Below are 12,519 nucleotides of genomic sequence, written 5' to 3'. Positions count from 1 at the left end.
ATTATTTCGGCTGTTATTTAAATGTGATGATTATAGCTTTCTTCAAGCATTGGATGGTTTTTAGGAACCAAATTACCTTTTGCCAATCCAGAAAGAACTACGAATGTGAAGGCTGCTCCATAAATTAAGAACATGCCTACTTCCATAAATCCAACGCCTCCATTATGCCCTAATGTACCTGGCTGTACCATAAGGAAGAAGTCAACCCAGTGACCAGCGATGATCAACGCACAAACTAGCTTCAAGAATACTCCATGTCGTTTAGAATCTCTCGTCATAAGTAACAGGAAAGGAAGCACAAAGTTCATGGCTAAATTCACAAATATGAATGGCCCATATATGTCACTTGACAGTCTTTCGATGAAGTAAACAGTCTCCTCAGGTATGTTGGCATAATAAATCAACAAGAACTGAGAGAACCATAAATACATCCAAAAGATGGTGAATCCAAAGATGAATTTACCTAAGTCATGCACGTGATTTTCATTAACCATCTCAAGTAGGCCTTTACTCTTCAAGAAGATTGTAAGCAAGGTGATTGTAGCTAAACCAGCAACAAACCAAGATGAAAATACATACCATCCAAATAGAGTAGAGAACCAGTGGGTGTCAATTGACATGACCCAGTCCCATGCTGCTATGGAAGATGACACAGCAAAGAAAATCAAGAAAAATGCTGACCAGCTTCTGATTTTGTACCATGTAGCAGTACCACCGATTAAATCTTCATTGTATGTAAAGCTTTGGAATTTCTTGAAAAAGAATACCCAGAAGCCAAAGAACAAGACCATTCTAAAAATATAGAATACAGGGAATGTTCCTTTTTCCATAGGCCAATAGAAGAAGGATCCTTTTCCATCAATGATACTATCATATTCTGGGGAAGCTTTATCAAATAAGTAAGCATGCGTCCAGTGGAACAAATCATGATTTGCCACGAAGAACGTAACGATCATCAATACTCCTGCAATTGGCAACCAATTACCTAAAGAAAGCATGACACGAATGATCGCAGTAGACCATCCAGCCTGAGCTGCATACTGGATGGCAAAGAAGAATACGCCGATGATAGCAATACCTGTGAAGTACACATTATTGATCCAAAGGTTAGCGTAAAGACGCTCATACCAATGAAAAGCATGTCCTTCAGCTTCTGCTGCCTCATGATGGCCACCGCCAAACATCGCTAGTACGATACCAAGTACTAGTAATGCTGCACCGATTCCCAAAACCGTAAATACGCTTTTTTTGGTCGCTGATGTGAATTCAAATTTTTGATCCAGATTATAGTGTTGTACGTCGTGAGCCATAATTAATTAGCTGGAGTTTCTACTTGTGTAACTTCTTGGTCAGCCTCTGCTACTGCTGCTACTGCATTATCAGCATTCTGACCACCTTGGAGTTCTTGCTTCACATAGTGAACAATCTTCCATCTGTTTTCTGGCGTGATCTGAGACCCGTGGGCTCCCATTCTTCCTTTTCCTTTAGTGATCACATGATATATGTGGCCTTCGGAAAGACCAGTATATGCACCACCTGTTAGGTTGGCCACACCACCGATGATCATACCCACTTTACCATCGCCAGCACCAGCTGATCCATGGCATGGAGTACAGTAAAGACTGTATAGTCTCTTACCATCTTCCATTACTGCATCAGAAAGTTCTATAGGATTTTTCACAGTGGAACCTGCTTCTTCTATTTCAAAAGCTTTATATCTGTAAGGCAAATAGCCTTGCTTATTTCTTTGCACAGTATTGGCAACTGGCTCACGCATATTCATGTGATGAGGGTTGTTGATGTTACTGTTAAAATATTCGCCTTTGCCATCCTCTCGTGTAGAGATGAGGTCTCCTTTGGTCTCTGAATCCATGATCTGAGTCAAAGGCTCATAAGCTACTGAGTGATACATCTGAGGTGCAAATTCCAAGCCTTGATCCTCTCCTCCAGCTCTACAGCCCGCAAAGGTAATCCCTGCTACTGCAATCCCTAAAATACTTAGTGTTTTAGCAATCTTCATATTTCCAGATTTACTCTTCAAAACTTTTTTTATTTACCTCTGAGGCTCCAGAAGATTTCAATATCTCTTCAATTTTTGCCAACTCGATAGCTGAATTATTTGCTATATCAATTGCCATTACATGCTTATCATCAGTGATTCTCAAATCAAAAATTCTAGGCTGCGCCCATGGCTTCAAATTAGTGCTTACCATAAATACCCCTACCATGCCGAATGATGCCAACAACACTGTCAATTCGAATGTAACAGGAATGAAATCAGGAAATGCTCCGTAATCTTTACCCCCGATGATCATTGGCCAGTCGAAGGCCATCATGTAATACTGCATGGTCAAAGCCAAGGAAGTCCCTAGTAAACCAAACAAGAAAGCTGCGATTGGCAACCTGCTTCTTTTATAGCCGAGGTAATCATCAATCCCATGAACAGGATATGGTGAGTAAACCTCATGGATTTTGATCCCTGTAGATCTTACTTCTTTGATTGCATGAAGTAATACATCCTCATCTTCATAAACTCCAGTAACAAAATGTGTGTCTCTTTCCATGATTATTTATTCACTTTATCAGATGAAGACTTCAATACCGCTTTCACTTCTGCCATGTTGATCACCGGGAAGAATTTGGCAAACAAGAAGAACAGGGTGAAGAACAAACCAAATGTAAATAGATAAACTCCTACATCAGCCCAAGTTGGGTAGAACATCGCCCATGAAGATGGAAGATAATCTCTGTGAAGAGAGGTGACGATAATTACAAATCTCTCAAACCACATTCCGATGTTCACGACAATAGACAAAGCAAAAGTTGCCACGATGGAAGTACGGATTTTCTTAATCCAGAAAAGCTGTGGAGAAACCACATTACAAGTCATCATGGATGCATATGCCCACCAATAGGGACCGGTTGCCCGGTTGATGAATGCATATTGCTCTGCTTCTACACCTGAATACCAAGCAATGAAAAACTCAGTAATGTAGGCTATGCCTACGATAGAACCCGTGATGATAATTACGATGTTCATCAATTCAATATGTCCTATCGTGATGTAATCTTCCAGTTTGTAAACTTTCCGGGTAACGATCATCAGGGTCAATACCATGGCGAAACCAGAGAAAATTGCACCTGCCACAAAGTATGGAGGGAAGATCGTAGTGTGCCATCCTGGAATAACTGAAGTAGCAAAGTCAAAGGATACAATCGTGTGTACTGAAAGTACAAGTGGTGTAGCCAAACCAGCAAGAATCAAAGAAACTGATTCGTATCTACTCCATGATTTTGCTGCGCCATCCCATCCAAATGAAAGTGCTCCGTAAATTATCTTTCTCAGTCCAGTAGCTCTATCTCTAATGGTAGCGAAATCAGGTATCAGACCAATGTACCAGAATACCAATGATACAGAGAAGTAAGTAGAAATCGCAAACACATCCCACAGGAGCGGGGAGTTAAAGTTTACCCAAAGAGAACCAAAGACGTTTGGAAGTGGAAGTGCCCAATAAGCTCCTAACCATGGACGTCCCATGTGAAGTACTGGGAACATTGCTGCGCAAATAACCGCGAAAATAGTCATTGCTTCTGCAGCACGGTTAATGGATGTTCTCCACTTCTGTCTGAAAAGCAATAATACAGCTGAAATAAGCGTACCTGCGTGACCAATACCTACCCACCAAACAAAGTTGGTGATATCCCAAGCCCAGCCTACGGTTTTGTTAAGACCCCACATGCCGATGCCTTCCCAAAGGGTGGCTATAACAGCGATAGATCCTAAAGCCAAAACACCGGCAGAAGTAAGAAAAGCAAGAAACCATCTGATATTTGGTTTTGCTTCTACATGCCGCGACACATCATGTGTCACATCATGGTAGGATTTACCCCCGGTAACTAACGGCTCGCGTACGGATGAAGTAACCTGCATAGTTTAATAAATTTTGATTACGCTTCGTTTTTGTCTTTATTTCTGATTTTGGTAAAATACCAAACGTTTGGACTAACGTTGATCTCTTCCAATACATGATATGCTCTTTCTTCATTCACTTCTTTCAAGGCGGAAGTACTGTTCTCCTCAATTTTAAGAAGTTGAGAAACTTTACTATTCGAATCATTCATGTCTCCGAATACCAAAGCATCCGTAGGACAAGCCACAGCACAAGCTACATTGATGTCTCCATCTTTCACTTTGCGCTTCTCACGCTTAGCTTCTAGCTTTCCTGCTTGGATTCTCTGAACACACATGGAGCATTTTTCCATCACACCACGTGCACGTACTGTTACATCCGGATTCAAGACCATTTTACCCAAATCATCATTTTGAGCTACATTCACTCCGGCGAAATCCTTGTTGTCATGATATTTAAACCAGTTGAATCGACGCACTTTATACGGACAGTTGTTTGCACAATATCTTGTACCTATACATCTGTTGTAGGTCATCTGGTTAAGTCCCTCAGAAGAGTGGGTAGTTGCAGCCACAGGACATACTGTCTCACAAGGAGCATTGTTACACTGCTGACACATCATAGGCTGGAAAGTAACCTCAGGATTGCTAGCAGCTATTTCCATAGCACTCAAATCATCCGCTGCCGCATCTGAAGAATAGTAGCGATCTATTCTGATCCATGCCATTTCTCTTCTATTCAATACTTCCTGCTTGCCCACTACTGCCACGTTGTTCTCAACCTGACAAGCGATAGAACAGGCAGAGCAACCGATACAAGAGTTCATATCGATAGCTAAACCCCAGTGATGCTGAGAATATTTGTGTCCAGACCAAAGAGAAATCTTGGAAGGCTTTACAAACTCGCCGTCTTTATACACCTGTGGATGGTATCTACCCGCAGAAGCATCTTTTTGATATTCACTTAATACAGATTCTTGGATTACGCTTTCACGCCCCATGAACGTATGGTGAGTTTGGGTGCGTGCAATTCTATAGGTATCTCCAGTAGCAGAAATCTCTACTCCAGAAGTGATATCAAAATTGACAAATCCTCTAGAGACATCTAGCAATTCGTATGCATTGACACCTACTCCATTTGCTACTCTTCCAGCTTTGGTTCTACCGTATCCAAGTGCCAAACCGAAAGTCCCTTCAGCTTGTCCTGGTTGGATAAGGATAGGAACGACCAGGGATTTGCCATTTACAGTAATGGAAGCTTTGCTAGTTTCCCCTTCGAACATGGTCACCCCATTATCGGTAGCCCATTTTTGAGAAACGGTCAGATAGTTGTCCCAAGTTGCCTTAGAGATAGGATCTGACAATTCTTGAAGCCAAGGGTTATTTGCGTAAATACCGTTTCCGATACCTACTTTAGTATAAATCACTAATTCAGCAGAGGCATTATCGGCAGGGTATGCTTTTGCGACAACTGAAGCTGCAGCACTTACATTTCCTACTGGAGCCAAAGCCTCAGTAGTAGCGTTGATAGCTAATACTCCATTGTATAAAGTCTGATCCCAGAACTCCTGGAAAGTCCCGCCAGATTCCACCTGTGTGAATACATCACTTTGCCAGTTGGACTGAAGGAAGTCATAATAAGAAGTAGAGTCACCAGCCCATACCAAGAAAGATTCTTGAGCTTGTCTGGTATCAAAAAGCGGGGAAATCGTTGGTTGAGCAAGGGAGAAGTGACCTTTCTTAGGTTCGAAATCATTCCAAGACTCTAGGAAATGATGATCTGGCGCTACGATTTGTACCAAAGATGAAGTCTCATCTAAAGTACCATTGGTAGAGATACTCACTTTTGCTTTTGCAATACCAGCAGCGATTTCAGTGCCTCTAGCAAAATCATATACAGGATTACAGTTATAGAAAATAACTCCACCTACATTTCCTGCACTCAAATCAGTTACAAACTGATTCATTTTGGCATCATCGCCTTTTCTATAGTAAGTTGGATTAGCAAAATCCACCGTTGTTCCATTACTTCCAAGTAGTTCATTAATTGCATTGATAACGACTTGTACGTTTGGATCATTGGATCCAGAAACAACTAGAGAAGCACCTCTGCTTGCCCAAAGGTCAGCAGCAGCCTTTTCTAAATGAGCTATTTCGACTGCCGGAGCTGACACTGAAGCCGCTCCTGCTTTCTTTGCGATTGCATTGTAAAGTGCAAGAACAGCCAAACCACTTTGAGAAGCTCTGATTGGAGTTCTGTAATCAGCATTTGCACCTGAAAGTGACAAGTTGGATTCAAACTGATAATGCCTAGACATTTCAGGCTTCTCCTTACTGATTTTTCTAGTCTGAGCGTATTGACGGGCAAATTCAATTGGAGAAATCCACGATCCTAAGAAGTCTGCTCCGAAGGATACGATGGTCTTTGCTTTGTCAAAAGAATAAGAAGGAAGAACAGCTGAACCGTAATAGGTCTCAGCAGCCTTAGTAATACCGTAATTGGAAAGTGGGTCATACATGATCACTTCCACATTGCCAATTGTATCAGCAAACTGTTGTATTGCCTTCAGTGTAGAAGGTGAACTTATCGTATTTGCAACAATTTTCACAGCACCCGCAGAAGCTAAGGCAGACTTGGCTTGCGCATCTACTGTTTTCCAGTCAGATGGCTTACCTCCGCTGTGAGGAACTGCAATTCTCTCTTTATCATAAAGAGAAAGAATCGATCCTTCTACGATCGCATTTACTTTTCCTTTATTGATAGGAGATAGCTCGTTACCATCGATTTTGATCGGACGCCCTTCTCTTGTTTTTACCACAATAGAGGCATAATCACCACCTGTAGCGTAAGTAGAAGCGTAATAATTAGGAATAGAAGGGTTGATATCAACCGGCTTATTCACGTAAGGGATCATCTTTCTTACAGGAGCTTCACATGCAGCTAAAGAAGCTGCTGCCAAACTGAATCCCATTACTTTCAGAAAATCTCTTCTGCTAGCACTACCCTCTTCATTGAGTGTAGAAGGAAGCTCAGGGAATTCCCTATCAGCGTTCTTTACAAACTCTGGATCGTTATTGAGCTGCTCAAGCCCTTTCCAGTACGTTTTTTTATTTTCCTTCATTTTATGATATAAGAATGAATTTGCGAAAAGAATAATGAATTAATAGTGGCACTTTGCACACTCTAAACCTCCGATGTCTTTCACTTTCAAAGCATCTTTGGAGTCCGAGTGAACCTGAACCAACTTGTCATAGTAGGCATTACCTTCCGTGGTGATTTCGGTCTGCCTGTGGCAATCTATACACCATCCCATAGTAAGTGCGCTATGCTGACCAACAACTTCCATCTCCTGAATAGGACCATGGCAAGTCTGGCATTCGATCTCACCAACTACAACGTGCTGAGAGTGATTGAAATAAGCCAAATCTGGAAGGTTGTGAACTCTAATCCATTCGATTGGCTTGTTATTATCTACTGCATCGTAAATTTTCTGAATTTCTGGAGAGACGCCTTCTTTACCTTGTATATTCTGCACATGTGTGTGACAATTCATACAAATGTTTGCAGAAGGAATATTTGCGGATTTCCCGATCTCTACACCAGTATGGCAATACTGACATTCAATCTCTAAGGTACCTGCATGAAGGGCGTGTGAATAAGCAATAGGTTGTGAAGGTGCATATCCTTGCTGAATACCTACTGAATAAAGTCCATCCAAAGCAGTCTTAGCTACCAAAGCAATAACTAGCGCTGTTACTATAACTACAAACATGTCACTTTTGAATACCTTACCAAGATTAGTCTTCTGATTGACAAATTCTTTGTCATCCTCATCAAGATCCTGCTTGGTCAAGTATTTGGTCAATACAGAGATAATCAATCCCAATACCACCAAAATCAAAAGAAGAACAACTACTAATACTCCTAGTATAACAGTAAGGTATTCGTTTGGAATTCCTCCACCAGCTGCAACTGCACCACCTTCTGCTCCTGCAGTAGCTGCCGCCGCTGGATCCACCGTATCCCCAAACTCAATGTAAGAGAGTAGATTGTTCAGATCATCATCACTCAAAAACTCATGAGAAATCATTACTGTATTGTTATACTCTTTAAATAGACTATTGTAATATGCATCACCCGATGCGATTACTGCCTGAGAGTTCTTAATAAAACTTTTTACAAGCTCAACAGATTTCCTATCGGTAGCTCCTCTCAAAGCAGGACCGATCATCTTCTGATCGAGTTTGTGGCAAGTTTTACAATTTGTATTGAATAGAGCTTTTCCTGCTGCTACTGCTTCGTCGCTACTATCAACTTCTTGGGCAACAGCAAAATACTGCGTCCCGATCAGCATGAAAAACAGCACTGCCAGTGTGTGGAAATTCAATCGAACCCCTACTAACGAGCGTTTAGATAACATATTATAGCTAATTAAATAGTTTATGCGGTTTTTTATAACCCTTGCAAAGGTACTACCCGAAGCCAATTTTTCAAACTTGAGTTGATGGAAGGCAGATGATATAATGGACCTCATATTGATTTCATATAGCACTGTATTACAGTTATTTAAGCTTAATATTCTAAATTGATTTTAATTTAGAACCGTTATAAATAGAATGTATTTCGCAAGCATTCTAAACTTACTTTGAAATCCCACGATACAAGGCTTCTTATTCTTGAATTTTAATTAGCTAAGAACCTGTTTTGACTTTAAAGATTTAAAATAATTAAGGGGTTTATTGCAGGGAAGGAGATAATAACTACATTTGCATTCCAATTCTGATTGGTCGAGTGGCCGAGTGGCTAGGCAGAGGTCTGCAAAACCTTCTACAGCGGTTCGAATCCGCTCTCGACCTCAACTAAAAGCATTCGCCACTGCGAATGCTTTTTTTGGTTTATACCATTAACTTTTTGCAACAAAAAACTCCAGTAAGACCTAATTCTTTTTTCCTCTAATTGTAATTCAGGCAGACATTCCCTAGCTTAATTTTTAAACTGCTGATTATCATGCGTCAAAACATCACTTTACAAGTAAATGGAAAATCCACCACTGTTTCCGCAGATCCTGAAGAGCCTCTTCTTTATATTCTAAGAGATGATTTTGAGTTAAAAGGAGCCAAATATGGCTGCGGACTTCAGCAATGCGGTGCATGTATGGTGATCGCCGACTCTAAAGCAGAGCTAACATGTCTTCGACCATGTGCAAGTTTCGAAAATGTGAAAATAACAAGTCTAGAAGGATTGGAACAAAACGGCAAGCTTCATCCAGTACAGCAGGCGTTCATAGATGTGCAAGCGGCACAATGTGGCTATTGTGTCAATGGCATGATCATATCTGCAGTGGCACTTTTAGAAGATAACCCCAGTCCTAGCGATGAGGAAATTCGTACAGCACTAAATCCAGTAATATGTCGATGTGGCACTCATCACAGATTTATTGAAGCTGTGAAACTGGCATCTAAAAGCTCAAACGTCTAACCCATGGAAGATATACAGATTCCCAATTCCAGCCGTCGTTCATTTCTCAAAACTACCGGACATCTATTAATCGGGTTTAACATTTTGCCGCTCGTTTTTTGCCAAACAAAGGGGGCTCCAAATGAGATTCCTCCTTATGTAGGAGTTCCTTTTCGTCCAAATATCGATAATAAGTTAATCGATTCATGGATTAGACTGGATGCCGAAGGACACCTGACTGTGCTCTCAGGAAAACAGGAACTAGGGCAGGGAATAAAAACTGCTTTGATACAAATCGCAGCAGAAGAACTGGATATCCATCCTGATCGCTGTCACATTATTAATTCAGACACTGGTCAAACAGCTAATGAAGGTTTTACCGCCGGAAGTAATTCAGTAGAAGGCAGCGGAAGCTCCATACGTCAGGCAGCGGCGGAAGCTAGACTTTATTTAGTGAAGCAGGCAGGACAAAAATGGAATTTAACTCCTGACTCCCTAAGGGTTGAAAACGGAATCATAAAGTCTCCTTCCGGAGAAGAAATAAGCTACTGGAAACTATTGGAAGGGAAATTCATTGAGCAAAAAATCACCGGGGAGGCTACCCCTAAAAATCCAAAAGAATATAAATACGTGGGTCTACCGCTGAAGCGGGATGATATCCGAAAAATGGTAGTTGGCGAGTCTCACTTTGTACATGACCTGCAAATGCCTGGAATGGTTCATGCCCGTGTGCTTCACCCACCTTCCTACAAGTGTCAATTACTATCCATAGATGTAACTGAAGTACAATCTATGCCCGGTGTATTGAAAGTGATTAGAAATGGAAGTTTTTTGGCAGTAGTCGCAGAGCGAGAATATCAAGCTATAAAAGCACAAGAAAAATTAAGTTCCTTAGCGATATGGGACAAGGCTGCTATCAAAATCCTGCCTGATCAACTTCTTGATTCAATTAAACGCACGCCTGGTAACCCCGAACAAGTGAAGGTCTCTCCTGGAATAGGGGTCACTATCTCAAATGCAGCCGTAAACCATCACGCAGCGTATTTCCGACCCTATCACATGCATGCCTCCATGGGGCCTTCCTGCGCATTGGCCATTTGGGAAGGTGATGAGCTGACAGTTTGGACTGCGACTCAGGGAGTTTACCCTGTGCGAAGCACCTTATCCGATCTTTTCGCTATGGATGAGGAAAAAATCCGTTGCATCGGCGTGCCAGGTTCTGGTTGCTATGGGCATAATGGTGCCGATGATGTGTCTGGCGAGGTAGCTTTGATCGCGAAGGAAATACCCGGAAAGCATGTTCGCCTGCAATGGATGCGACAAGATGAACACAAATGGGAACCATACGGCACTACGATGGCATTTCAACTTTCTGCGGGAATTGATTCAGAAGGAAAGCTTCTAGCTTGGGATAGTATTGTCTGGTCGGACTCACATAGCACACGCCCAAATGGCAGAGCGGGAAGTTTCGTGTCTGCAAGACATTTAGATCCTCCGGTTGTATTTCGAAAAGGAGGATTTTCCGCCGGTTCCTACAGAAACGGAATTCCAGAATATAGCTTCCAAGCAAAGCAACTTCATCTCTTCAACTATAACGGCCCACTTCGAACATCCTCACTCAGAGGTTTGGGAGCCTATGCAAATACCTTTGCAATGGAATCATTTATGGATGAATTGATCCATAAATCAGGTTACGATCCATTCGATTTTCGCATAAAAAACCTGGAAGATCCCCGAGCAAAAGCTGTTCTGGAAGAACTCGCTAAAAAGACCAACTGGAGATCGAGAAGCAAACCTGCGAATACAGGGCTTGGGGTTGCCTATGCGAGATACAAGAATTCCACCTCCTATTTTGCAGTATTGGCAGAGGTAGAAATCGATAAAGCAGCGAAGAACTTTAAACTCAAAAAACTTACAGGAGTGATAGACTCTGGACTGACAATCAATCCCGACGGCCTAAAAAATCAAACAGAAGGTGGCATGATCCAATCGGCCAGTTGGACGATGATGGAGGAAGTCAATTATGACCAAAATGGAATTACAAGTGTGGATTGGGCCACCTATCCTATTTTCCGAATGCTGGATGTGCCAGAATTGGAAGTTCACATTATAGATAGACCCGAGACAAAGCCAATGGGAGCTGGAGAGGCAGCGATGGGGCCGGTTGCAGCGGCTATCGCCAATGCGGTTTTTGATGCTACCGGAAGTCGGGTCAGGGACTTGCCCATTAAACCAGAAAAGATAGATTGGAGTAAAGTCTAACCTTACAAGCCATCCCTCGTCACAAACTAGAATTTATAGCCTACGCCAAACTGAAGCCCTAGCTCTTGAAGTAAATGTTTATACATAGCCGAATCGTCAAAAGGTATTACACTATGCCTTTTGTAATTGGGAAAGATGGAAAATGACATTTTTTCAGTTTCAACCCTTCCTCCAAGACCGATTAAATAGCCAATCCCACTTTGATCTGAGAAATTATTTCCGTCCGATAGTTGAAAGTCTACTATTGAACCAGCTGCCGCATACAGAAATTTCCAAAACCCATATTCTGCATACAAGGGAACAGAAAGCATTTTAAACTTAGGTTCATGAACATACAGTATTGAAGAATCCTGCATACAAATGGGGTCGCCGCATGGACCTGGTCTAAAACTCAAATCACCAAATGCATAATTTAACCCCGTATTCAATCTAAAATTGCTTCCTACACTTTTAGATAGCAAAAGCCCAAACTCTTTAAAGTTTTTCATATCAACAGAACTCGCCCCATCCAGAGCAACTTTCCTGTCGGCTCTAGTTCCGGAAAGCCCGAAATATCCTTTCACTTCCAAAGATGATTGAGCTGTGACTGAAAAATTTACTAGCAGGATAAAGCAAAATAAAATGGCATTTCTCATAATACCGAAATTAATGATAAAAGTAGTTTAGCCAAGACGAGAGAAAGAGCCGATGTGCTACAACCATTTTCTTTAAAGACACGACAACTATTACTTTCTGGAAAAGTGCGGATTCATGCGAAGCGGACCAAACGATTAAACCCGGATTATGCATTAGAATAATTAAAAGGGGGGCTTAGATTCTGAATTTGGGAGAAGATGCCATCCATCCAGGGTCTTTTTTTGACTGGTAAAGAGATTTTCAAGACCTGTTT

Annotated in this window: 9 protein-coding genes and 1 tRNA gene; 3 read left to right on the top strand and 7 right to left on the bottom strand. The window is 41.6% G+C overall.

Annotated features, from left to right (window positions below; all coding sequences use genetic code 11):
• Positions 1-17: 17 nt before the first annotated feature.
• From U3A58_RS15400 to U3A58_RS15375, 6 genes are read right to left on the bottom strand one after another with little or no spacing between them, the layout of a single operon-like run.
• On the bottom strand, positions 18-1,310 hold the full coding sequence (locus tag U3A58_RS15400) for a quinol:cytochrome C oxidoreductase (protein ID WP_323824833.1): 1,293 nt from the start codon (positions 1,308-1,310) through the stop codon (positions 18-20).
• A 2-nt stretch (positions 1,311-1,312) separates the two neighbouring features.
• Positions 1,313-2,020 carry a c-type cytochrome gene (locus U3A58_RS15395; protein WP_323824831.1) on the bottom strand — a complete coding sequence of 236 codons (708 nt, stop codon included), beginning with the start codon at positions 2,018-2,020 and terminating at the stop codon, positions 1,313-1,315.
• Positions 2,021-2,030: 10 nt separating this feature from the next.
• Positions 2,031-2,564, bottom strand: a complete 534-nt coding sequence (locus U3A58_RS15390; protein WP_323824829.1) for a DUF3341 domain-containing protein — start codon at positions 2,562-2,564, stop codon at positions 2,031-2,033.
• 2 nt (positions 2,565-2,566) lie between these two features.
• Entirely contained in the window at positions 2,567-3,931 is a 1,365-nt protein-coding gene (gene nrfD, locus U3A58_RS15385; protein ID WP_323824827.1) for an NrfD/PsrC family molybdoenzyme membrane anchor subunit, read from the bottom strand.
• A gap of 17 nt (positions 3,932-3,948) precedes the next feature.
• A complete protein-coding gene (locus tag U3A58_RS15380; RefSeq protein WP_323824825.1) occupies positions 3,949-7,032 on the bottom strand; it encodes a TAT-variant-translocated molybdopterin oxidoreductase in 3,084 nt (1,027 codons plus the stop codon).
• Positions 7,033-7,071: 39 nt separating this feature from the next.
• A complete protein-coding gene (locus tag U3A58_RS15375; protein WP_323824823.1) occupies positions 7,072-8,331 on the bottom strand; it encodes a c-type cytochrome in 1,260 nt (419 codons plus the stop codon).
• 365 nt (positions 8,332-8,696) lie between these two features.
• Between U3A58_RS15375 and U3A58_RS15370 the strand changes: the two genes are divergently transcribed.
• The 3 genes from U3A58_RS15370 (at position 8,697) to U3A58_RS15360 (ending at position 11,630) form a co-directional block, all read left to right on the top strand.
• Positions 8,697-8,767, top strand: a tRNA-Cys gene (locus U3A58_RS15370).
• 151 nt (positions 8,768-8,918) lie between these two features.
• Positions 8,919-9,389 (top strand): (2Fe-2S)-binding protein, encoded by a 471-nt coding sequence (locus U3A58_RS15365; protein ID WP_323824821.1) that lies wholly within the window; start codon positions 8,919-8,921, stop codon positions 9,387-9,389.
• Between the two features lie 3 nt (positions 9,390-9,392).
• Positions 9,393-11,630, top strand: a complete 2,238-nt coding sequence (locus tag U3A58_RS15360; RefSeq protein ID WP_323824819.1) for a xanthine dehydrogenase family protein molybdopterin-binding subunit — start codon at positions 9,393-9,395, stop codon at positions 11,628-11,630.
• Positions 11,631-11,656: 26 nt separating this feature from the next.
• Here U3A58_RS15360 and U3A58_RS15355 read toward each other — a convergent pair whose 3' ends face one another.
• Positions 11,657-12,265 (bottom strand): hypothetical protein, encoded by a 609-nt coding sequence (locus U3A58_RS15355; protein ID WP_323824817.1) that lies wholly within the window; start codon positions 12,263-12,265, stop codon positions 11,657-11,659.
• Positions 12,266-12,519 lie beyond the last annotated feature (254 nt).

The organism is Algoriphagus persicinus (genome assembly GCF_035156415.1).
Lineage (GTDB): Bacteria > Bacteroidota > Bacteroidia > Cytophagales > Cyclobacteriaceae > Algoriphagus > Algoriphagus persicinus.
This window is presented reverse-complemented; position numbering and strand designations above follow the sequence as displayed.